The organism is Streptomyces sp. NPDC097617, assembly GCF_044761485.1.
Classification (GTDB): Bacteria; Actinomycetota; Actinomycetes; order Streptomycetales; family Streptomycetaceae; genus Streptomyces.
Map to the genome: position 1 here is coordinate 1 of NZ_JBIWCL010000047.1, position 21583 is coordinate 21583.

General features: G+C 67.5%; 20 protein-coding genes and 2 pseudogenes. 10 read left to right on the forward strand and 12 right to left on the reverse strand.

Annotation, left to right across the window (positions count from 1 at the left end; genetic code table 11):
- Positions 1–139 (reverse strand): annotated as a pseudogene (locus ACIQZO_RS39235) (IS5/IS1182 family transposase); the annotation flags it as partial.
- Between the two features lie 671 nt (positions 140–810).
- Here ACIQZO_RS39235 and ACIQZO_RS39240 point away from each other — a divergent pair.
- From ACIQZO_RS39240 to ACIQZO_RS39250, 3 genes are all read left to right on the forward strand, one after another.
- Positions 811–1125 (forward strand): hypothetical protein, encoded by a 315-nt coding sequence (locus tag ACIQZO_RS39240; protein WP_403636041.1) that lies wholly within the window; start codon positions 811–813, stop codon positions 1123–1125.
- Between the two features lie 24 nt (positions 1126–1149).
- Complete coding sequence (locus tag ACIQZO_RS39245; RefSeq protein ID WP_403636042.1) at positions 1150–1674, forward strand: hypothetical protein; 525 nt, start codon at positions 1150–1152, stop codon at positions 1672–1674.
- A 117-nt stretch (positions 1675–1791) separates the two neighbouring features.
- The gene (locus ACIQZO_RS39250; RefSeq protein ID WP_403636043.1) at positions 1792–2028 is read left to right on the forward strand and encodes a hypothetical protein; all 237 of its coding nucleotides are present in this window, start codon (positions 1792–1794) and stop codon (positions 2026–2028) included.
- A gap of 190 nt (positions 2029–2218) precedes the next feature.
- On the opposite strand, the gene ACIQZO_RS39255 is transcribed toward ACIQZO_RS39250, so the two are convergent.
- On the reverse strand, positions 2219–3214 hold the full coding sequence (locus ACIQZO_RS39255) for a DUF4344 domain-containing metallopeptidase (protein WP_403636045.1): 996 nt from the start codon (positions 3212–3214) through the stop codon (positions 2219–2221).
- Between the two features lie 463 nt (positions 3215–3677).
- On the opposite strand from ACIQZO_RS39255, the gene ACIQZO_RS39260 reads away from it, so the two are divergent.
- Positions 3678–4040 (forward strand): DUF6233 domain-containing protein, encoded by a 363-nt coding sequence (locus ACIQZO_RS39260; protein WP_403636046.1) that lies wholly within the window; start codon positions 3678–3680, stop codon positions 4038–4040.
- Between the two features lie 66 nt (positions 4041–4106).
- On the opposite strand, the gene ACIQZO_RS39265 is transcribed toward ACIQZO_RS39260, so the two are convergent.
- Positions 4107–4385 carry a hypothetical protein gene (locus ACIQZO_RS39265; RefSeq protein WP_403636048.1) on the reverse strand — a complete coding sequence of 93 codons (279 nt, stop codon included), beginning with the start codon at positions 4383–4385 and terminating at the stop codon, positions 4107–4109.
- A gap of 348 nt (positions 4386–4733) precedes the next feature.
- Between ACIQZO_RS39265 and ACIQZO_RS39270 the strand changes: the two genes are divergently transcribed.
- Positions 4734–4856, forward strand: coding sequence for a hypothetical protein (locus ACIQZO_RS39270; RefSeq protein ID WP_403636049.1), 123 nt, complete (start codon positions 4734–4736; stop codon positions 4854–4856).
- 15 nt (positions 4857–4871) lie between these two features.
- Positions 4872–5795, forward strand: a complete 924-nt coding sequence (locus ACIQZO_RS39275) for an IS630 family transposase (protein WP_403636051.1) — start codon at positions 4872–4874, stop codon at positions 5793–5795.
- On the opposite strand, the gene ACIQZO_RS39280 is transcribed toward ACIQZO_RS39275, so the two are convergent.
- The 6 genes from ACIQZO_RS39280 to mmsA all read right to left on the reverse strand — a co-directional run bounded on the left by ACIQZO_RS39280 (position 5796) and on the right by mmsA (position 13291).
- Complete coding sequence (locus tag ACIQZO_RS39280; RefSeq protein ID WP_403636053.1) at positions 5796–6881, reverse strand: substrate-binding domain-containing protein; 1086 nt, start codon at positions 6879–6881, stop codon at positions 5796–5798.
- Positions 6878–8089, reverse strand: coding sequence for a mannose-6-phosphate isomerase, class I (gene manA / locus ACIQZO_RS39285; protein WP_403636055.1), 1212 nt, complete (start codon positions 8087–8089; stop codon positions 6878–6880). Before manA ends, ACIQZO_RS39280 begins: the two co-directional genes overlap by 4 nt.
- 20 nt (positions 8090–8109) lie before the next feature.
- The gene (locus ACIQZO_RS39290; RefSeq protein WP_403636056.1) at positions 8110–9078 is read right to left on the reverse strand and encodes an ROK family protein; all 969 of its coding nucleotides are present in this window, start codon (positions 9076–9078) and stop codon (positions 8110–8112) included.
- 145 nt (positions 9079–9223) lie between these two features.
- Positions 9224–10333, reverse strand: a complete 1110-nt coding sequence (locus ACIQZO_RS39295; protein ID WP_403636057.1) for a substrate-binding domain-containing protein — start codon at positions 10331–10333, stop codon at positions 9224–9226.
- Between the two features lie 79 nt (positions 10334–10412).
- Complete coding sequence (mmsB, locus tag ACIQZO_RS39300) at positions 10413–11747, reverse strand: multiple monosaccharide ABC transporter permease (protein ID WP_403636059.1); 1335 nt, start codon at positions 11745–11747, stop codon at positions 10413–10415.
- Complete coding sequence (gene mmsA, locus ACIQZO_RS39305; protein ID WP_403636060.1) at positions 11744–13291, reverse strand: multiple monosaccharide ABC transporter ATP-binding protein; 1548 nt, start codon at positions 13289–13291, stop codon at positions 11744–11746. Before mmsA ends, mmsB begins: the two co-directional genes overlap by 4 nt.
- Positions 13292–13490: 199 nt before the next feature.
- Between mmsA and ACIQZO_RS39310 the strand changes: the two genes are divergently transcribed.
- Positions 13491–14735 carry an ROK family transcriptional regulator gene (locus ACIQZO_RS39310; RefSeq protein WP_403636061.1) on the forward strand — a complete coding sequence of 415 codons (1245 nt, stop codon included), beginning with the start codon at positions 13491–13493 and terminating at the stop codon, positions 14733–14735.
- Between the two features lie 426 nt (positions 14736–15161).
- Here the strand turns inward: ACIQZO_RS39310 and ACIQZO_RS39315 are convergent, their stop codons facing one another.
- The gene (locus tag ACIQZO_RS39315) at positions 15162–16190 is read right to left on the reverse strand and encodes a LacI family DNA-binding transcriptional regulator (RefSeq protein WP_403636063.1); all 1029 of its coding nucleotides are present in this window, start codon (positions 16188–16190) and stop codon (positions 15162–15164) included.
- 308 nt (positions 16191–16498) lie between these two features.
- Between ACIQZO_RS39315 and ACIQZO_RS39320 the strand changes: the two genes are divergently transcribed.
- Positions 16499–17041, forward strand: a complete 543-nt coding sequence (locus tag ACIQZO_RS39320; RefSeq protein ID WP_403636065.1) for an ATP-binding protein — start codon at positions 16499–16501, stop codon at positions 17039–17041.
- 22 nt (positions 17042–17063) lie between these two features.
- Here ACIQZO_RS39320 and ACIQZO_RS39325 read toward each other — a convergent pair.
- Both ACIQZO_RS39325 and ACIQZO_RS39330 read right to left on the reverse strand, forming a co-directional pair.
- Positions 17064–17249 (reverse strand): annotated as a pseudogene (locus ACIQZO_RS39325) (IS5/IS1182 family transposase); the annotation flags it as partial.
- Positions 17250–17311: 62 nt separating this feature from the next.
- Entirely contained in the window at positions 17312–17680 is a 369-nt protein-coding gene (locus tag ACIQZO_RS39330; RefSeq protein ID WP_403636067.1) for a hypothetical protein, read from the reverse strand.
- Positions 17681–18435: 755 nt separating this feature from the next.
- On the opposite strand from ACIQZO_RS39330, the gene ACIQZO_RS39335 reads away from it, so the two are divergent.
- Positions 18436–19590, forward strand: a complete 1155-nt coding sequence (locus ACIQZO_RS39335; protein WP_403636068.1) for an ROK family protein — start codon at positions 18436–18438, stop codon at positions 19588–19590.
- Positions 19587–21578 (forward strand): glycoside hydrolase family 5 protein, encoded by a 1992-nt coding sequence (locus tag ACIQZO_RS39340; RefSeq protein ID WP_403636069.1) that lies wholly within the window; start codon positions 19587–19589, stop codon positions 21576–21578. Before ACIQZO_RS39335 ends, ACIQZO_RS39340 begins: the two co-directional genes overlap by 4 nt.
- Positions 21579–21583 lie beyond the last annotated feature (5 nt).

The window sequence follows — 21583 nt, forward strand, 5'->3', positions numbered from 1 at the left end:
ACTGCGCTCCCGAGCGGAACTTCCAGATCACACCCTCGAACTGCTTCCGCAGCCGTGCGGGATACGGGCCGTACTCACCGATCGGCAAGTACGGCGCGACGTACTCCCATTCCAGGTCCGTCAGTTGCGCCCGTGTCATGCCTTACGGACTACCGGACCCGCCCGCGCCGTGAAGGCAAAACGCACATGTTGATCACGACCCGATACGCGCCCTAGTACGCCTACGTAGTTCGGTTTCGAGGGGTCGGTCGGGACGATGTCGGCGAGGTCGACGTCGGGTTGTGCCTTGGGTAGGAGCACGTTGTACGAGCGGCCTACGGGGATGCCCGAGAGCTGCTCGGCGACCACGTAGGCCCACCCCGACGGGTCCATGTTGGGGGCATCGGTGGCGGGCACGGTGACCTCGATTGCCCCCTGCGGGTCGAGCTGGATGGATACGGGACTGCCGAGGATGACGTCGGCTACGGAAACGTCAGGGTGGGCGCCCGGAAGACGAACGACCCCGACAGGGGGGTGCCGTCAGGGGCGAGGAAGCGACCTCGCACGATCACGGTAGGTATAGACGGGGGCGGCAGAGTGGGCACTCCTTGGAAGCCAATTTCATTTGTCGATCTGATCCCTCGAATCTCAACCTCCGCTCTCAAGCGCGCCCGAGTTGCATGGTTGACATCGCGGCACAATCATGAAAGCGAGGCTCCATCGGGACCCTCCTGGCGTCCCAATTTCGGAGAACGGGGGCGCACCCAAAATCCGACCGCCACTTGCTGGAAGTCTTCGACCTGAAAGTCAGGAAGAAGGGAAGGCTGGAGCATGGCTACGTTTCAACTGCTGGGGCTAAAGTGCCATGAGACTACGGACGGAGCCGGGGCCGATCAGGTTCAGATATATTTCAAAGACGGGGTGATGTTTTATGATGGCGATATGGGAAATGGGGATGAGTGGGAGCTGAACGATTCAAGGGAGTTCGCAGGCTCCGAAAAAGTCTGGGTAAGGGAACTCGATTCGCTATCCGACCCTGATCTCATCGGATCTTTCTTCGTTAACGCCGCGAACCCGGGCGAGCAGACCGTGACGCTGACGGGCGACGATTCCCACTACGACCTCCGCTACAGGGTTGACGCCTGACGACGCCCGTCAGTCGTCGAAGGTGTGCAGTCCCGCCTTTCCGGGGGCAGGCGGCGGCACCTCTTCCGGCGGTCCGGCGGGGACGCCGAGGGAGCGCTGCGCGTCCGCGGCAGCCGGCGGCGGTGGGGCGGGGGCTTCCGGGGTGAACGTGTTCCGCGTGTACGCGTTGAACACACGCGTCTCGATCCCGCTGCCCTCGCCGTCACTGGGCGGTTCGAGGCTGACGTCGACCTCGCCGGAGCGCTCGCGGACTGGACCGCGCGGCTGTCCGTCGTCCGCGACGAGGCGGTGCCGCTGCCCGAGCCGCTGGCCGCGCTCCTGGTCGAGATCACGGAGCAGCTGACCGCTACGGCCGCGGCCACGCCGTTGGCCGCGTTGCGCGCGGTCGGGGTGCTGGAGCGGATCGCTGCCCGTGTCGGGCGGGAGGCCGTCGGCGCGGTCGGCGACGACGGCATGTCCGCCGAGGCGGTGGCCACCGCGCTGGGCACCACCCGCTCGAAAGCCCTGGTTCTGCTCCTGACCGCCCAGGACCGGCACCAGGGTTGGTGACGAGGCGCGCCACAACATGGGCCCTGTTGGTTCGGTTTCGCCGGAGCGGATTCCGGCCCGGTGGGGGTGGGGGATACGGTGGTGACGCCACGCCAGATGAGAGCCGAGGAGTCCGGGATGAGCGAGCAGCCGGCCACCGTGCCCGTGCCCGAACGTCAGCCCCTTGACGAGCACGCGGCCGCGTCCGTCCTCGCGTACGCGGCCGAGCAGCGGGCGAAGGTCGGCGTCCTGGCCTCGGTGCTGGAGGACATCGCCGCCCACGGATACCCGGCCCCGGAGACCGGCGTCCTGTGGGAGACGGCCCGCGACGCCCACCTCGTCCGCCTCACCGACGAGCAGCCCCGTGTCGCCTGACCCCTCCGGACGCCGCTCGCGTTGGTCGAGCCCGCGCTCACCCAGCTCGGGAAGCTGACCGCGAACGAGACGCACCGTCTGGACCGCGCGATCGTCGCCATCAGCGTCAACCCCGACCTCGGCACCGAAGTCCCCGGCACCCTGCTGCGCGACTACGCGGACGAGATCGACGGGGTACGCGTCGCCTCCCTCATTGACCGCTGCGGATCTCGTCGATGCGCTTCGCCAGAGTCTCCGTCTCCGCGATCAGCCGCGCGTGCGCCTTCTTCTGCTCCGCCTCGCCGTGGGCCCTGAACGCCGCGCTGAAGTGGGGTTGGAGCTGGGTCCACCAGCCGTAGTCCAGCATCGCCCACGCCTGCGGGCAGAGGGGGGCGCGGGTCTTCGGGAGGTAGCCGCTGTCGACCAGGGACTTCTGGTACTTCCTCGGGTTGCTGCCCTCCAGGTAGCACAGGAAGTTGAAGGCCCGTTGCTGGGTGACGGGGTGGTCGCTGGCCAAACCCTCCAGGGTCGGCCGGCCTTCCTTGCGGGCGATCTCGTCGAAGAGGATCGCGGCGGCCAGCGACGGGCCCGGCCCGACCTCGTTGACGGTGTAGAAGGACGCGAAGCCGTCAGCCGCGTCCTCCTCGAGGCCAAGGTTGGCCAGAAGCAGCTGGCGCTGCAGGGCGTGGCCCATCTCGTGGCCGAAGATGAACTCGGTCGACAGCACGGTCAGGTCGTCGGTGTTGTACTCGGACGCGGGGAACGGAGCGGGCCGTTCGACGGTCTTCACGACGTCGGCGAGGGCCTTCTCGATCTGGGTCAGGAACGACGGCGGGATGAAGATCGTCCTGCCGTCGGGCTGGGTGACGGCGTCGGTGACGCCGGGCGGCACGTCGGCGGTGACCTTCACGACCATGTCGTGCGGGAGGGTCAGCGTTCTGTTCACCCAGTCGGCTGACCGCTCCAGCACACGGGACTTCCGGATCAGTGCCACGGCCTCCCGGTCCTCCGGTTCAACCGTTTGGGCCTCGTAGACGACGGTGACCCTGCCGGAGCGCGCCGCCTGGGGGAGGGGTACGGCTCCGGTCCCCTGCCTGGCGTCGCGGGCCTCGCCGCCGCACCCGGTCACGAGGGCGGCCACGGCGAGGACCAGTACGCCTGACAGGACGATGCGCGCCCGCTTCGGGCAACCGGCGGTGTTCGGCATCCTTGGTCGGCTCCCGTCGCGTGTTCCCGCACCGATCCTCCGGCCGTCCGGAGGCGGGCGCCCGTCAAGGCGCCCGAACGGGGGACCGTTCGCCATACTGTTGACGAAGGCGGGGATCCGAACATGCAGGCCGGCCGGCTCCAGGAGCAGCTGCACCGTGCCCACGCCGAGCACCGTGCCTTCCTGGCCCGGCTGCCGTGGAGCGTGGAGCCGATGAAGGGCTGGGCGCGCGGGGAGCGCTTCTCCCACCGCAGGGACGTCCCCGACAGCCCCGGCTGGTCGGAGGAGGAGAAGGAGACCGTCGACCGGATGTGGGCCGAGATCCGGGAGCTGGCGATCTCCGTCGTCGACCACCCCCACTGGGCGACCCTGGCGCGGGAAGAGATCGTGTCCGCGCGCATGGAGCTGAAGAAGCAAACCCGCCCTGCGGAGGATCCTGTCGGGTCCAAGGCGGCGCAGGCACGTGTCCGGCCCCGGCCCCGACCCCCTCCTGCCCCTGCCACCCGCGCTCGAGCAGCTGCTGGTCATACGCCGCTGGCTGGAGCTGACCCTGGCCCGCGTGGACGAGCGGATCACAGCGGTCCGTGTGGCCGACGCCGAGAAGGCCCGGCGCCGGCCCGCGCCCGAGCCGCCGCAGTGGTGGATCGAGTACGGCATCGGCGTACGCCGCACCCCGGAGCGGGTGCACACCGGCGACTGCCCGATGAGCAGCCGCGGCCGCCCCGCGACCGCACAGATCGTGCGGGAGATCTTGCTGACGGTCCCCGATGTGCTGGCGTGCCCGCTGTGCCGGCCCGACAGCGAACTGGGCCTGCTCGACACCTGACACAGGCACGCCCCCGGGGGACGGCGGTCGAAGACCGGGACCCTGCGAGGAGACAGCTCGCCGAGTTCATCGGCGTGCGCGCCAGGTGCCGTAGAGGGCGGCGACGGCGCTGATGACGCCGGCGAACCCGGCCTCGCCGACGGTGAGGTAGATGCCGGCGCAGGTGGCGAGGAGCGCGACAAGGACCACGGCGTCGGGGATGCGGTGCGCGCCGGCTGCCGGGTCCTGTTCGCGGGTGGCGGGGGGACGTGAGGTGACCACATCGACGGTTTCCTGTGCGAGGCGGTCGACGGCCTGCGCCTGCGGTAGCCGGTCGTCGACCAGCCGGCGCGCGTCGTCGGACATGGCGCCCAGATCGGCGACGGCAGCGCGGTGGCCCTCGTTGTACGCCTTGGGCGACCGCGTCGTGTACGTCGAGGGTGACGCCTGGTGCAGCTCGTCGACGACGGCCCTGAGGCTCGGCGCATGGCCTGGACGGCGGCGAGCTTCTGCTCGGCCCAGCTGGGCGCGTCCAGACCTGCGGCAAGCTGCCGGGCGATGATGCCCAGTAGGCGGGTCTCGGCGGTCGCGTACAGGTCGCGGGTGCGCTCGGCGAGGGGCTCGACCATGCCCGGGTGGATCGGCACGCTCACCCCCAAATGCAAATCTTGCTATTGATCCGAAACGGTTGTGGTTCTGGGTCGTTGTAGTGGTGTGAGCGATCTGGTGGGGGACGCGCGGCATCTGTCGCCGACGGCGCAGGAAGCGTTGCGGCTGCGGGCGGTGGCCGCGCTGGTGGAGGGCCGCGACCGTGCGGAGGTTGCGGCGGTGTTCTAGGTCTCGCTGAGGGCGGTGGACGGCTGGTGGGCGAAATGGCTGGACGGCGGGCGTGATGCGCTGATCGCTCGCCCGCGGGGCAAGCGCGTGGGCGAGCATCAGGTGCTGTCCGAGGCCGAGCAGGCGGCCCTTCGCCAGGCGGTACTCGATCACCGCCCTTGTGACCTTGGGTTATCCGGGCAGTTGTGGACGCGTGGCCAGGTCGGCGTACTGATCGCGAAGTTGTACCGGGTGCGGCTGACCGAGCCGGGGGTGGGCAAGTACCTCAGGCGGTGGGGGCTGTCGTTCCAGCGGCCCGACAAGCGGGCGATCGAGCAGGACCCGGAGGCGGTGCGGGTCTGGCTGGAGGAGACCTGGCCGGCGATCCGTGCGAAGGCGAAGGCCGAGGGCGGCGAGGTCCTCTTCGCCGACCAGGTCGGCATCCGCTCCGACCAGGTCAGCGGCCGCACCTGGGGCGAGCGGGGCCGCACCCCGATCGTCCGGCGGACCGGGAACCGCATCTCCGTGAACGCGATGTCGGCGATCAGCACGAAGGGCCGCATGCACTTCATGGTGTTCACCGAGAGCTTCGACGCGAACGTGATGTGCCGGTTCCTCGACCGCCTCGCCGGCCACTTCGACCGCAAGATCCACCTCGTGGTGGACCGCCATTCAGCCCACCGGTCCCGCACGGTCCGCGACTGGCTGGCCGATCACGCCGACCAGGTCGAGCTGCACTTCCTGCCGTCGTACTCGCCCGAACTCAACCCCGACGAGCTCGTCAACGCCGACCTCAAACGGAGCCTTCCCGCGAGCAGCAAAGCCCGTACCCAGGCCCAGCTCGCCAGCGAGGCACGACGGTTCTCCCACCGCCGTCAGCGCCAGCCGCACATCGTCCGCGGCTACTTCCACGGCCCGCACGTCCGCTACACCCTCGAAGAGAACCCTTTGAGTTTCTGATCAATATGTCAGGTCGATCTGCGAACAAGCAGCCTTGAGCGCGTCGGTACAGATCTCCTCGACGGTGTAAAACGCGTCGAGGACCACGGTTTCCCTAATGTTATCCCGGGTCACGGGCACGCTGGGAATGAAAATGGTGGGTACGCGCTTGGTGGTCGGGCTGCTGATCACGTCATTGGTGATTCCGCCAGTATGCCCATCCTTGGCGAGGGCGACGGCGAGTTCCGCTGCGGCCTCGGCCTCGCGGGCATAGGATTTGTAGACAGTCATGAACTGATCGCCTGTCACAATACGCTGCACAGCTCTAAGTTCGGCGTCCTGGCCGGTTATCAGGGGCAGCGGGAAGTAGCCTGCGGCCTTTAGGGCGGTGACGACTCCGCCAGCCATGCCGTCATTGGCGGAGTAGACGGCAACGATCTTCTCTTTGCCGAGTGTGGAGAGCGCGGTCGTCATATTGGTGCGCGCGTTCTCCGGGTTCCAGTCGGCGGTGTCGTATTCCCTGTCGATGTTCACCTTGCCGTCGAGGATCTTGTGGACGCCGGATTTGTACTGGCCGGCGTTGGGATCGGTGGGAGCGCCATGCATCATGACGATCTTACCGCTTTTGGCTTTGTCGCCCAATGCCGTCAGCAGGGCCTCGCCTTGGACCCGACCGACCGTCTCGTTGTAGAAGGAGGTGTAGGCGTCAATCGGGCCCTCGGCCAGGCGGTCGTAGGCGACGACCGGGATGCCGGCACCTTTGGCCTTCGCTACCGCCCCGGCGATCGACTTGGAATCCACCGGGTCGACGACCAGGACGTCGACCTTGCTCTCGATCATCATGTCGACCTGGACGTTCTGTCTGGCAGCATCTCCCCCGGCGTTGGCGTAGAGCACCTTGCCCTTGCCGAAGGTCAGGAGGGCGATCCTTTTTTCCATCAGCGGCTTGTCGAACTTCTCGTAGCGTGCAGTCTCGTTCTCAGGGAGCAGGAGGCCGATTCTGATTCTGCTACTACTACTCCCCTTGTCGGTACTGCTACAGGCGGCGAGGGTGGCGGTGAGGGTCAGGGCAGCCAGAACGGCCGAGGCACGCAGATGCGGTTTCACGATGTGGGACCTTTCTGACGGGGCACGGCTGAGGTAGCGCGAAACACCATCCCCTCGCCGCTGAGCCGGAGGACCTCACCTGCGGGGGCGTATACGGCGCGGCCGGGTCGGAGCTGTACCGAGCGCTCTTGCGCGGTGACGGTCGCTCCGCCGCGAACACACAGCACGATCTGGGGCGCTTCTGCTGTAAGCGTGTGTGGTCTATCTGCTTGTATGAGGTCGAACCGGGAGAGTCTGAAGTCGTCGACCGGGGCCGGGTACACGTGTTCCCTGGTTGCCGGGTCCCATCGCGCGGTGAAGGTTCGGACCGGGAGCGCGGTGAAGCCCACCGTTTTCAGTAGTTCGGCGGTGTCCACGTGCTTCGAAGTCAGTCCGCAGCGCAGGACGTTGTCGGAGCTCGCCATGATCTCCACGCCGAGGCCGGAGAGGTAGGCGTGCGCGACTCCCGCATCGAGGAAGAGCGCCTCTCCGGGTTCCAGCTGCACGTGATTGAGCATCAGAGCCGGTAGCAAGCCGGGGTCGTCGGGGTGGGCGTAGGTAATGGCTGCGTACGCGGCGAAGTCCGCTTCGTACGGTCCGGCCTCTGTTGCCGCGCGTCGGACTGCTTCGGTGACGGCGGTGAGGAGGCCGCTCGGGGGTGTCAGGAAGGCGGTGAAGACCTGCCGGAGGGCGACTTCCCCCGGGAGGGTGTGAAGCAGCGCGGCGTACGGCCTGAGGGCGGGGAGGTCGAGGAGTTCGAGGAGGTCGGCGCACCGTTTGGGAGGGCGGAAGCCGCACAGAGCTCGGAACCGGGTCAAGGCGACGATCATCTCGGGCTTGTGCTGGTCGTCGCGGTAAGTGCGGTGCGGGGCGTCGAGCGGGATCCCCAGGGCGTTCTCCCGCGCATGACCAGCGGCGGCCTGGGCGAGGTCAGGATGGACTTGGAGCGACAGGGGGGTGTCGACGGCCAGCACTTTCAGCAAGAACGGTAGCCGCGGGCCGAACCGACGCACGAGGGCGGGCCCCAGTTCGGTTGCCGGGTCAGCGGCGAGCAGTTTGTCCAGTGCCAGCGGTCCTTGTCCCCGGTCGATGTGGGACGGGGCGGCGGGGTGGGCGCCCAGCCACAGTTCGGCTTGGGGTTCGCCGGTGGGTGGTATGCCCATCAATTCGGCGAGGGCGGTGGTGGAGCCCCAGGCATAGGGCTGGACGGTGGTGGTGAGCAGGTCCACGGGGTCTTGACTCCGGTCGATTACAGGTGGGCAGCGGACCGCCGGGCTGTGCCGTGTTGCACGTGTGACAGGCTGGCCACGGCGGCTGCTCCGATGAGTCCGGCGTCGTTGGCGAGCTTGGCGGGCACGATGGGTAGGTCGCGGGTGAAGTCGAGGACGGCGTAGTCGGCGAGGTGGCGGCGCAGGGGCGTGAGCAGGGTTGCGCCGGCCTGGGCGACCCCTCCGCCGATGACAACGAGGTCAAGTTCTACGAGGGCCGCCGTGGCGGCGATCGCGGCGGCGAGGGCTCGTCCGGCGCGGTCGTATGCCGCGACGGCTCGCGGGTCACCGGCGCGGGCGGCGTCCGCGACCGCGGCGGCCGTCGGTTCGACGCCGACGGGCGGCACCCAGCCGGATTCCACGGCGTGAGCGGCGATGGCCGTGCCGCTGGCGAGTCGTTCCACGCAGCCGCGCGCTCCGCACGGGCACTGGGGTCCCGCGGCGTGGTCGACGGTGAGGTGGCCGATGTGCCCGGCGTTGCCCGTCGGGCCGGCGTACAGCGACCCGCCGAGGATCATGCCGCCACCGATGCCGGTGGAGACCACAATGCCCAGGACGTTGTCCATTCCTCTGGCGGCGCCTGCCCAGTGCTCGCCGGCGGTCATCGCGATCGCGTCCCCCACCACGACGGGCGCGACGCCGTGCGGGAGGCGGGGATGAGCGCGTACCCGGGCGGCCAGGGGAAAGGCGCGCCAGGCGGGGATGTTGACCGGGCTGACCGTCCCGGCCGTGGGGTCGACCGGGCCCGCGCTGCCGATGCCGAGGTGGGAGATGGTTTTCCATGCCGGATGGCCTGCGATGTCGTCCAGGACGGCCGCGACGGCGGCCATCATCTCCTCGGCCGTGCCGCGGGCCGGTGTGGCCGACTGCGACCGGGCCACCAGGCGGCCGTCGGCGTCAACAATCCCTCCTGCGATCTTGGTACCACCGATGTCGAGTGCTCCGTACACGAGCGCATCCACTCCTTTTCTCGGGACTTCTCGCGGGCAGGCGTCGCGGCGTGCGGTCGATCGAGGGGTCTCGCCTGTCCGCGTGGCCTGCCGCGTCGTCGCGCCCCTGGAGGTGCCGGGGGGCGCGACGCTGCAGGTGAGTGGGCTACTTGGTGAGCGGGGCCAGCTTGGGGTCGCTGGCGTAGGCCTCGGCCGCGTTCTGCTTGGTCACGATGACCGGCGGGAGGAGGTAGGCCGGGACGACCTTGGAGCCGTTGTCGTACGACTTGGTGTCGTTGATCTGCGGCTTCTCGCCCGTCTGCAGGGACTTGACCATGTTGATGGTTTCCGCGACGAGCTTGCGCGTGTCCTTGTTGATGGTGGAGTACTGCTCACCGGCCATGATCGACTTCACCGACTCGGCCTCGGAGTCCTGGCCGGTGACGACCGGGCCCGGCTTTCCGGCGCCCTTCACGGAGGTGAGGATCGCGCGGGCGAGGGTGTCGTTCGGCGACAGGACGCCGTCGAGCTCCTTGCCGCTGCCGTAGGTCGAGGTCAGCAGCGAGTCCATGCGCTGCTGGGCGTTCTCGGCCTTCCAGCCCTGGATCGCGGTCTGCTTGATGTCCTTCTGACCGGAGCCGACAACGATGTCACCCTTGTCTATCAAGGGCTTGAGAACGGACATCGCGCCGTCGAAGAAGACCTTCGAGTTGTTGTCGTCAGGCGAGCCGGAGAACAGCTCGACCGTCCACGGGCCCTGCGGCTTCTTGGCCTTCATGCCGTCGATGAGGGCCTGGCCCTGCAGCTGGCCGACCTTGAGGTTGTCGAAGGCGATGTAGTAGTCAAGGTCGGGCGTGTTGGTGATGAGGCGGTCGTAGGCGATGACGGCCGCGCCGGCCTGCTTGGCCTGGGCCACCTGCGTGGCGAGCTGCGAGGCGTCGGTGGCGCCGATGACGATCACCTTGGCGCCCTTGGTGATCATGGCGGATATCTGCGACTGCTGGTCCGCGACGGTGGTCGAGGCACCTGCGTACTGGACGTCTGCCTTGAAGCCCGCGGCCTTCAGGCCGTTGGTGAACAGGTCACCGGCGAGCACCCAGTTCTCCGAGGTCTTCGACGGGAGCGCGACGCCGACGAGGGAGTCCTGCGCGAAGCCCTTGGCGTCGGCATTCACGGTGCTGGCGGAGCCTTCGCGTTCGTTGGAGCAGGCCGTGCTCAAGGTGAGCAGGGCGATGGCGCCGGCCACGGCGATCCCTCTGGTGATGATTCTGCGCATGGTGAGTCGAGCCCTTCTATGTGCTGTGTTGCTGTTGCCGGGAGTGGCGCGCGGGCCCGGGCCCGCGAGTGAATGGCGGTCAGCCTGTGACCGGCGTCTTGTCGGGGTCGGAAGCCGGGACGACCGGGATGACCGGGGCGGCCGGGGCGGCCAGGTCAGCCGGGACGACCGGGGCGGCTGGTTCCTCGCGGCGGAAGGGGCGCATGAGCGCTCCGATGATCGAGAAGCGGCCCTGGCTCTTGTTGTAGACGTCGAACGCGACGGCGAGGAGGAGGACGAACCCCTTGATGATCTGGACCATGTCGGAGCCGACGCCCTCCAGTTGGAGGCCGTTGTTGAGCAGGGCCATGACCAGGCCGCCGACGATGGAGCCGCTGATGGTGCCGAGGCCGCCGGAAACCGCCGCGCCGCCGATGAAGACGGCCGCGATGGCGTCGAGCTCCCAGCTCAGGCCATCCTGCGGGCCGGATGCCGCGGAGCGCGCCACGAAGATCATGCCGGCCAGAGCGGCCAGTACGGACATGTTCATCATGACGACGAAGTTGACCCGCTTGAGTTTCACACCGGACAGCTCGGCCGCTCGGGCGTTGCCGCCAACGGCGTAGATGTGCCTGCCACCAATGGTGTTGCGGGTGTAGTACGAGTACGCGAGCACCAGGATGATCAGGATGATGCCGGAGACCGGCAGGCTGGTGCCGACGCGGCCGCCCGCGAAACGCAGCGTCGCGAAGACGATGACCCCGAGTATCACCGCGAGGCGGATGCCCGTGATCCAGGCGGGAGCCACGTTGGCGTTCATCTCGCGGCGGGTCTGCCTCGCCTTCCACTCGCGCCACACCATGCCCGCGCAGGCCGCCAGTCCGAGAAACAGGGTCAGGTTGTTGTATCCGGTGTCCGGCCCGACCTCGGGCAGGAAGCCCGCTCCGATCTCGCGGAAACCCTCGGGGACCGGCACCGTGTCGGCGTTGCCGATGTACTGGTTACCGCCGCGGAACAGCATCATCCCTGCCAGGGTGACGATGAACGCGGGCACTCCCACGTAGGCGACCCAGAAGCCCTGCCAAGCACCGATCAGTGCGCCAACAAGAAGGCCTAGCACGATGCCGAGGGGCCACGGGAGTGAGTATGCCTCCATCCCCTTGGCGACAACGATGCCCGTGAACGCCGCAACCGAGCCGACCGAGAGATCGATGTGCCCGGCGACGATCACCATGAGCATGCCGATGGCGAGGATCAGGATGTAGGAGTACTGGCTGACGACGGCGATGAGGTTGCCGGAGGTGAGAGTCAGTCCGCCGGTCCAGATTTGGAACAGCAGGACGATCGCCACGAGGGTGGAGATCATCCCGAACTGGCGGGCGTTGGAGGTCGCGCCTCCGAACAGGTTCTTGCGCAGGTCTTTGATTCGGTTCATGAGGTCGGGCTCTTCTTCATCGCGGTCATCTGCTTCATCAGCACTTCGGGGTCGGCGTCGCGGCGCGGGATCTCGCCGGTGATGGTGCCTTCGAACGCCGTGTAGATGCGGTCGCACAGTCCGATGAGTTCGGGCAGCTCCGAGGAGATGACGATGACGCCCTTGCCCTGGCTCACGAGCCGCTGAATGATCCCGTAGATCTCGTACTTGGCACCGACGTCGATGCCGCGGGTCGGCTCGTCGAGGATCAGCAGGTCCGGGTCGGTGAACATCCACTTCGCCAGGACGACTTTCTGCTGGTTGCCGCCGGAGAGCTTGCCGACGCCCTCGTCGATGCTGGGCGTCTTGATCCTCAAGCTCGTGCGGTAGTCCTCGGCGATCCGGTACTCACGTACCGGATCGATGACACCGCGCCTGGCGATCTTCGACAGTTTGGCGGCCACAACCGAGGTCTTGATGTCGTCCAGCAGGTTGAGGCCGATGGACTTGCGGTCCTCGCTGACGTAGGCGAGGCCGTGGCGGATGGCGTCCGCCACCGACTTCAGCCGGATCTCCTCGCCGTCCTTGAAGACCCTGCCCGACAGGTAGGTGCCGTAGGAACGTCCGAAAAGGCTCATCGCAAGTTCGGTGCGCCCGGCACCCATGAGGCCGGCGAAGCCGACGATCTCGCCGCGCCGGACATGGAAGGTCGACCCCTTGCAGACGAGCCTTTCGCCGGAACTTGGGTGCTGCACCGTCCAGTCACGGACCTCGAAGAAGACCTCGCCGATGTCGGGAGTGTGCTCGGGGAACCGGCTGCTGAGCTCCCGGCCGACCATGCCTCGCACAATGCGGTCCTCATTGACGCCGTCCGCCTCGACGTCGAGCGTCTCGATGGTGCGGCCGTCACGCAGGATCGTGATGCTGTCGGCGATCGCCTCGATCTCGCTCAGCTTGTGCGAGATGATGATCGAGGTGATGCCCTGCTGCCGGAAGCCGCGCAGCAGGTCGAGCAGGTGCCGGGAGTCGTCCTCGTTGAGAGCCGCGGTCGGCTCGTCGAGGATGAGCAGTTTCACGTCCTTCGCGAACGCTTTCGCTATCTCGACGAGCTGCTGCTTGCCGACACCGATGTCTTTGACCAGCGTGTCGGGATCTTCCCGGAGCCCGACCTGTTCCATCAGCTCCAGCGCACGGCGCCGGGAGGCCCTCCAGTCGATGCCGCCCCGCCTGCGCGGCTCGTTGCCGAGGAAGATGTTCTCGGCGATCGACATGCCCGGCACCAGCGCAAGCTCCTGGTGGATGATGACGATCCCGGCCCGCTCGCTCGCCCGGATGTCCTGGAAGCGCATCTGCTCGCCGCGGTAGACGATCTCGCCCGAATAGCTGCCATGCGGGTGAACTGCGCTCAGCACCTTCATGAGGGTGGACTTGCCGGCACCGTTCTCCCCGCAGATCGCGTGGATCTCACCTTCCCGCACGACCAGGTTCACCTCGGCGAGCGCTGTGACGCCGGGGAAGGTCTTGGTGATCGAACACATCTCCAGTACGGCCGGAACCTCGGTCATGGGCAGACCTCCGCGCCGCTCGGGTCCGCCTGGACGGATGCGGGTTTCGTGGACATCAACAGGTTGCCTCCGCTGCACCGCGTGGTGCCTCGATCGAGTCCGGGTTGCTACAGCTGCGTGCCGGGACAGTAAATCCATTTGTTTTATTAAGTCAATGCCCTGGAGAATGTTCCTAGGGAGCCACAGAGAGGACCGGTGCGTGCGGCAGGCAGGAACGAACCTCCCGAAGGTGGGGCGGTACAACCAAGCGGTGGTCCTGGACCAGATCCAGCTGTTCGACGGCATCAGCCGGGTGGAGATCGCCCAGCGGACCGGGCTCACCCCGCAGACGGTCTCCGGCATCGTGCGCCGCCTGCTGGACGAGGACATCGTTCGGGAGGACGGGGCCAGCAGGGTCGCCAGCGGCGGGAAGCCCCGCACCACACTGCGGCTCAACGCGGAGTCGGGCAGTGCGGTCGGACTGCACTTCGACCCGGTCGAGCTGACTTGTGCCGTGGTCGACCTGGGCGGACGCCCGCTGGTCGTAAAGCGGCGCCCCACCCCGCCCAGCAGCGACCCGTCCCGTGTGGTGACGGCCATGGCCGAGCTGGTCGCGGACGCGCTGGACGAAGCGGACGTCCCGCGCGACAAGGTGCTAGGCCTGGGCGTCGCCACACCAGGACCGATCGACCAGGAGCTCGGCATGATCGTCGCTCCGCCCCAGCTCACGCACTGGACTCGGGTGCCCCTGAAAAGCATGCTGAGCGATGCCACAGGACTGCCGGTGACGCTGGACAACGACGCCACCGCAGCCGCCGTCGGTGAACGCTGGTCCGGTGCGGGCAAGGGCGTGGCGAACTTCGCCTACTTCCTCTTCGGCACCGGCATCGGCGGCGGCCTGATCCTCAACCATCAGGTGTACAGGGGTGGTTCGCTGAACGCGGGAGAGTTCGGCCACTCCACTGTGCTGCCCGACGGGCCGGAATGCTACTGCGGCAACCGAGGCTGCCTGGAGCGGTTGGTCAACCCCTCGGCAATCGTGGCCGAGGTGCACCGCCGACTCGCCGGCCGCCCCCGGGGCGAGAGTGAGCTGTCGCACGCGTTCGACCACGATCCGGCCTCGGTCGACCATGCCTCCATCCGCCTCGCCGCCGCGGCGGGCGACCCGGTCGCCGCCGCCGTCATCGACCAAGCCGCGGAACACGTCGCCTCGGTTGCGGTCACCATCGCCAACTTCATCGATGTGGACCTCATCGTTCTCGGCGGCCACGGCATCCAGCACGTGGAACAGCGTTATGTCGACATCGTCGCCTCGGCGTTGGCCACCAGACCGCTATCCCGCAGCATCCGGGTCGTCAAGGTCAAGGCATCTCCCCTCGGCACGGATGCCGCCGTGGTGGGCGGCGCCTCCCTCGTGCTGCACTCGACGTACTCTCCCCAGCTGTCTGCCCTTCTCGCCGACTGACACCCCCGGGGAGAGCAAACCTCCCTGGCTCGTAGTTTGGTTCGACGCCGGGAAGGATGGCACCCTGCCTGGCGAGGAGAGCACACTGGATGAGATCCTGGTCTGTTCGGATGTGACTACCATCGGACCCCGGGGCGCTGGGTGGGACGAGCCTCACAGCTTGCCCTCTCCCGTCAGCTCAAGGTGCGCGAGCGGCCCTTGGCCGGGCTCGGGAAACCCAGCCCGTCGATGAACTGACCGTCAACCCTGCGGCGCTGCAGCCCGCTCGGCCCGCCAGACCCGGCCTCGGACCGTTCACCTTTGTTCTGCTGCAGGACTCCTGGAACCCTGCCCCGGCCGCAGTTGCGCCGAGCGTTGGCCCACGAGGCCAAGCACTGTCGCGCGGCTACGAGCAAGGTCAGGCAGACCACCGGCCTGTGCAACGAGTCAGGGCGGCAACTCGGCGGAACCTCGCAGAATGAGGCGAGTAGGTATCTCGATTCGCTGAGAAGGCGCCTGCTCGCCACTCAGCCGGCCGAAGAGGAGTTCCGTGGCCGTCCGTCCCAACTGGACGGGGTCCTGCGCCACTACTGTAATACCCAGCAGATCCGCGAATTCGAAGTCATCGAAACCCACCAGCGCCAGGCGATGGGGAAACCGTGCCAGTTCGCGGAGAACGACGGCCGTGGTCCGGTTATTGCCGCACATGAGCGCGGTAACGGGTTCCGGTCCGGAGAACATCCGGTTGAGCGTGATGCGGATGCGTACGGGGTCAAGCGCACCCATGGACACCCAGGAATCGTGAATCGGATATCCGGCCTCCGCCATCGCCTGCCGGTAGCCGCTCAGTCGCTCCGCGGCGGTGAAGATGTCTGAGCGGTCGCCGATGAATCCAATCCGCTGGTGTCCCCAGCGCAGCAGATGGGCGACTGCCTCGAGAGCTCCTTCCAAGTTGGTGCTGAGCACCGTGTCCACGTCAAGGCCCGAGGCCGGCCGGTCCACACTGACGACGGCCATTCCTGCGGCCATCTCAGGCGCCAGATACCGATGATCGGCGGCGGTCGGCACGATGATCAACCCATCGACCCGCCGTGCGCTGAACGCGGTCGCCAGCTCCTGCTCACGACTTGCGTCCTCGGCCGACGAGCCGATCAACAGCAGCGAGCCGAAAGCCGAAGCGAGCTGCTCTACAGCCCAGCTGAGCTGGGAGTAGAAAGCATCAGAAAGGTCCTCAATGATGAGACCCACGCTGCCGGTGTGACGTCCCTGCCGAAGAATCCGGGCACTATCATTCCGGCGGAAACCGAGCTGCTCGATGACTCTGAGAACGTGTGCCGCAGTGGCCTCACTGACACCCTTCTCACCGTTGACAACCCGGGAGACGGTCTTCAGCCCGACACCGGCGGCGGTTGCAACGTCTTTCATCGTCGGCCGTGTCACCGCTTCACGCGCATGGTCTGTCGCATTGCCAGGCATACGGACCGCCCTCCGCAGAAGGCACCTGCTCCGCAGGATACCCAATCGACTATAGACAACGTTGCCTAAGCAATCAAGATCCGCAGCCGGTGCCGACGAGACGCCACCTCAATGTCGGACCCTGCCCACCTCCATCACGCAAAGCAATGACCAGCCCTTTTGTTGATCAATTAGGGCTGCGCGGCCTTTAAACATCATTAGAGAAAATTGCAACGAAGTCCTTGACGATCGCCTACGTGCGTGGGTTCATGGATTCAACGACAACGTTGTCTATGGGCTCGTCGTCTGGATACCTGAGGGGATCCGCCATGATCAGCACACCACGAGCCCCGGGTGAGGCGACCCCCGCTACGTCTGCACGACCCGGCGACGGCGGCCACCAGATCGTCGACCATCACCAGGGTGCCTCCGGGAACTTCCGCTATGGCAGCCTTCCGCGGCATGCTGCTATAGCCCTGCCTGCCCAGCAGCGCTATGTTCGCATGGCACGCCGCTTCGCCATGTGCCTCCTGACCCGGTGGGGAATGGGCGAAGACGATCAAACGTCCGCGCTCCTGATCGTCGGTGAACTGGCCGCGAACGCCAGCCAGCACGGCAGGTCCGAGATGACCATCAGTCTTTGCCTGACCGGTAGCACCCTCCACGTCGATGTGGCCGACTTCGGTGAGTCCTCCCCTGTCCCAGGCTTTCACTCCGTGCAACCGGAGGATGAGCACGGCAGGGGCTTGGAGATCGTCTCCCTACTAGCCGACCGAGCCGAATACGACCAGGAGCCGTGGGGCTGGCGTGCCTGCGCCAGCCTCGAAATCACCCACCCGCAACCCAGAACAGTCGGAATCACCCGCCCCTAAGAGGTCGTTTTATCCCGCTGTTTCATCCCAGGATCGGTCGTTTGGTCTGTTCTGTCGGGTCGCGCCAGGAGATGGTGTTCTCGCCGGTGAGGAGGCGGGCCATGAGGTCGGTCATGGCGAGGTGGATCATGGCTTCGGAACGGTGTGGGTGGGTTTCGTAGTCGCGGGCCAGGCGGCGGTGGAGCATGAGCCGGCCGTAGGTCCGCTCGTCTCGCCGCTGCCCTGTGCTGCTATAAGAGACTCGTTCGCCTCACCACATAGGACACGGTCTTAGCGTTTTCCCGCTGGCTGCAAGGCAGTTGATGCCCAGGCCGTGGCTGCGTAGAGGCCGGGGCCGATCTTGTGGATGAGTCCGCTGTCGGCCCATCTGGAGAGCTGTCGATACATGGCGTGCAGCGTGACGTCGCCGAAATGAGCTGCGATCTCTGCGGGTCTCCACAGTCGAGCCGGGTCGTCCTGGAGCAGGGCGAGAATCCGATGGCGTCGGTGGTGTTCGGGGGCGGTGTTCCGGTCGTCGCGGGAGACCATGGGCCGAGGCGAGGGTTCGGGGCCGGGTTCGAGGACAGTGACGGCGAGTCGGGTGACGGTGTGGCTGCGGTCGGGACGGCCGTCGGCGCGTCGCTCGCTGTAGCGGGACACCGGGGACTTGACCTTGCGGGTACTGACCCGGTGACGACGGGACGGAAGAAGCCGGGCAAGGACTCGGCGGCCTCGACCAGCACGGCCCGCAGGGCCTGATAGAGCGCGAGCAGGGCCCACATCTCCTGCTTCAAGCCGGCCGGATCGCCCGAGCGGTGGTTCCGCCCGGCCGTGATCGTGTGACGGAGCGCGTAATATGCGCTCTCGTGTTCCCAACGTTCGTGATAGCGACCGACAAGCACCCCAGCGGGATGACGGCGGGCGTCGGTCAGGGTGGTGACCAGCCGGTAGGAGCCGGTGAACGCGGTCCCATCGGTCCAGGTCACCGTGATCTCGGCGTCGATGATCCGAACCTTGACGGTGCCGATCACAGACAGGTAGGACCGTCGGCGAGACGGGCCAGGACCGAGTTCGCCCACGGCCACCAGATGCGACGATGCCGCTACCGCGGCCGTGGTCGGTGCGCGGGCGGAACTTTATGGTGGCGATCACCACGCTCGAAGCGGGCACAGCCTGAGGGCGCCGGCCGACGGGTGAGCGGTGGTCCGGGCACCGAAGGCCCGGAGCGCGTGCTCATCCCACTGTGGGGCTCCGCCACACGTCAACGCGTAAGTGACCAGAGAGTAACTGCAAAATTCGCCGAAAAACAATGCTGGACGAGGTTGCTTATTTGCGGGTAGGTTCCAGCCGTGTTTCCGAGCCACACACAGCCGCTGGTCTCCGCGCCCGCCGAAACAGCCATCCTCTCTTTGCTGTTGACCGAGGGTCCGCTCAGCAGGGTGGAACTGGCGCGCCGTACCGGGCTCTCGTCCACCGCGATCACCAAGTCCGCGAGGCCCCTGATCGAGGACGGATACCTCCACGAACTTCCCCCGGCGCGCACCGCACCGGGGGCCGGCCGGCCGGTCAACCCGCTGGCGGTCACCGTGGAGCGGGAGTTCTTCGTCGGTGTGAAGATCAGCGCCGACACCCTCCACGCCGTGGTCTGTGACCGGCGGTCGGGTCTGCGTGCCACCGCCGGGCGCTCGCTCGGCGAGGACCGCAGGCCCGAGGCCGTGTGCGCCCTGATCTGCGAGTTCGTCGAGCTCCTGCTCACCGCGGAACCCGTGTTCCGGGAGCGCACCCGCTACCTCGGGATCGCGGTCTCCGGCGACGTGGACCGCGCCGCTGGCCGGGTCCGCTACTCGGTGCTCCCGGGCTGGCAGGACGTCCCGCTCGGCATCGGCTCCGGACTGGTCGTCAACAATCGCCTGATGGCCGGCGAGGTGGGGCACATCAGCATCGACCCCGCCGACCCACGCCGGCACTGCGGCCAGGTCGGCTGTGTGGAGGCGATCGCCTCCAGCGACGCCATCGTCGGTGCCGTCCGCCGGGCCACCGGTCAGGACGGCCTTGACTTCGACGGTGCTGTCCTGCTGGCCCGTGGCGGGAACGCCGCCGCCTGGGAGGTCTTCGCCCGGGCCGGCCGGGCGATCGGGACCGGCATCGCCACCCTGGTCGCCCTGTTCGGACCCGAGCGCGTCGTCGTCACCGGCGAAGGGCTCGACACCTATGACCTGCTCGGAACGCACATCAAGGACGCCTACGCCGACCACTGCTTCAAGGCTGCGGCGAACTGCCCCCTGACCCTGCGCCCGCTCCCCTGGGAGGAGTGGCCAGAGGCGCCGCTGTCCTGGGCATCCAGGCGCTCTTCCCGTAGAGCATGGCGCCAGCCCCGGCCCCGCCCGTGCGGACGGAGCCGGCATCCCGTCACACCCGCACCACACCCGGCCGGTGGCCGTCCTTGCCAGGCAGCAACTGACGGCGGACACCGACCAGGACACGCGCCACCCCCGGGCCGCATGCGTGGACAGTGGATCCGGGGGCCGCACCACCCACTGCCCCCACCTTCCTGGAGTGATGTCCCATGAGATCCACCGGAGCCTTACACCGACGCGCGAGAGTCGCGGCCCGCAGCGCGCTCGCCGTCCTCGCCACGGCCTCGCTGCTGGCCACCGCCGCGCCCGGCGCGGCCGGCGCGGTCACCCCGACCGCGGTGCTCAGCTCGACCGCCGCCCCCGTGGCACTGACCGGGCCGCAACTCGCCGCCTCGTGGACCGGCCCGCTCAGCACCCGGGGCCGGTACATCGTCGACGCGGACGGCAATCGCTTCAAGCTCAAGTCGAGCAACTGGGCCGGCGCCCAGGGCACGTACGAGGGCAGCGGCGACGTCAACGACGTGACCAACCACCAGGCCGACGAGAAGTCGAACAACATCCCGCTCGGGCTGGACCGCACCCCGGTCACGCAGATCATGGCCGACTTCCACTCGCTCGGCATCAACAGCATCCGACTGCCGTTCTCCAACGCGATGATCAGGGACACCACCGTCGTGCCGGACTCCGGTGTGGCGGCCAACCCGCAGCTCAAGGGCAAGACCCCGCTGCAGGTGTACGACGCCGTGGTCGCCGCCCTCACCGCCGACGGCTTCGCCGTCATCCTCAACAACCACACCACCACCTACCGGTTCTGCTGCGGCCTGGACGGCAATGAGCGGTGGAACAGCGGGCAGTCCACCCAGCAGTGGATCGACGACTGGGTGTTCCTGGCCAACAGGTACAAGGCCAACAAGCGGGTGGCCGGCGCCGACCTGCGCAACGAGGTCCGCCGCGACACCTGGGACAACCCCAACTGGGGCTGGGGCGACGACCACGACCTGTATACCGCCCTGGAGCGGGCGGGCAACGCGATCCTGCAGGCCGACCCCGACATGCTGATCGTCATGGAGGGCATCAACTGGTACGGCATCCCCCAGGGCGCGTTCGAGCACGGCCGCCCTACCCTGAAGCCGGTCCGGACCCTCTCGCACACCCTGATCGACTCCAACAAGCTGGTCTACTCCGCGCACTTCTACTCCTACACCGGCTCCCACCACACCGGAGCGGGCGGCAGCTGGTCGGGCGGGAACACCAACGACCCCCGCTACCGGGACCTCAGCCCCGAAGAACTCATCCAGACCGTCAATGACGAGGCGCTGTTCGTCACCGAGGACGGCAAGCACTACACCGCCCCGGTCTGGATCAGCGAGTTCGGCGCCGGCGGCCGCGGCACCGACCCCACCAACGGTGATGTCGCCAAGGACCGGGACTGGTTCAAGCGGTTCACCGACATCCTGGTGCAGAATGACATCGACTTCGCCCAGTGGCCCACGGTGGGCTGGATGGACGCCAACGGCAAGCCGAACGACAACTGGGCCCTGATCAACTACGACGCCACCGGCAAGCGGCTCAGCGTCGAGGACGCCGGCGACTGGCGGGCCACCGACTGGAACAAGCTGGTCAACGTCCCCGGCAGGACCGGCAAGATCGCCTCGGTCAACCACTGGAACATCGTGGACATCGACCACGGTGACTGGAACCTGTCACGCACCATGCTCGCCAAGCCGGACTGGAGCCCGGGCAACTTCAAGGGCAACTGCCCGGACACCCAGCGCCTGATCGGGCTCAGCCGCAGCTACGGCCGCGGTCTGTGCACCGACGTCAACCAGCCGACCAAGACAGCCGGAACCTGGGAGATGGTCAACAGCGAGAAGTACGTCAAGCAGGGGGACTGGGCCTCCGGCTACGACAAGGTGCAGTGCCCGGTCAACAGCTTCGCGGTCGGCTACAGCATGAGCGGCCCCTCCACGGTCTCCGTGCTCTGTGCACCGTCCGCCACCCCGCTGCCCACCACCGGCCGCACTCTCTGGTTCGACCGCGGTGACAACCCCCAGAACCCTGGGAAGGTGCGCGGTGACTGGGCGGAGAACGACTACAAGGGCCAGTGCGCCGACAACGAGTACATCGCCGGAGTCGCCATGACCTGGTGGTGGGGCGAGCGGGGCCGACCCAACGCCCTGCTCTGCCGCCCGCTGCGCTGACCCCG

What these genes read in the sequence shown, in the direction of transcription:
- ACIQZO_RS39265 (WP_403636048.1), bottom strand. Translation starts at nt 4,385, where the DNA reads ATGTCCGACGACGCGCGCCGGCTGGTCGACGACCGGCTACCGCAGGCG.
- ACIQZO_RS39340 (WP_403636069.1), top strand. Translation starts at nt 19,587, where the DNA reads ATGAGATCCACCGGAGCCTTACACCGACGCGCGAGAGTCGCGGCCCGC.
- mmsB (WP_403636059.1), bottom strand. Translation starts at nt 11,747, where the DNA reads ATGAACCGAATCAAAGACCTGCGCAAGAACCTGTTCGGAGGCGCGACC.
- mmsA (WP_403636060.1), bottom strand. Translation starts at nt 13,291, where the DNA reads ATGACCGAGGTTCCGGCCGTACTGGAGATGTGTTCGATCACCAAGACC.
- ACIQZO_RS39295 (WP_403636057.1), bottom strand. Translation starts at nt 10,333, where the DNA reads ATGCGCAGAATCATCACCAGAGGGATCGCCGTGGCCGGCGCCATCGCC.
- ACIQZO_RS39240 (WP_403636041.1), top strand. Translation starts at nt 811, where the DNA reads ATGGCTACGTTTCAACTGCTGGGGCTAAAGTGCCATGAGACTACGGAC.
- ACIQZO_RS39255 (WP_403636045.1), bottom strand. Translation starts at nt 3,214, where the DNA reads ATGCCGAACACCGCCGGTTGCCCGAAGCGGGCGCGCATCGTCCTGTCA.
- ACIQZO_RS39320 (WP_403636065.1), top strand. Translation starts at nt 16,499, where the DNA reads ATGATCAGCACACCACGAGCCCCGGGTGAGGCGACCCCCGCTACGTCT.
- ACIQZO_RS39315 (WP_403636063.1), bottom strand. Translation starts at nt 16,190, where the DNA reads ATGCCTGGCAATGCGACAGACCATGCGCGTGAAGCGGTGACACGGCCG.
- ACIQZO_RS39250 (WP_403636043.1), top strand. Translation starts at nt 1,792, where the DNA reads ATGAGCGAGCAGCCGGCCACCGTGCCCGTGCCCGAACGTCAGCCCCTT.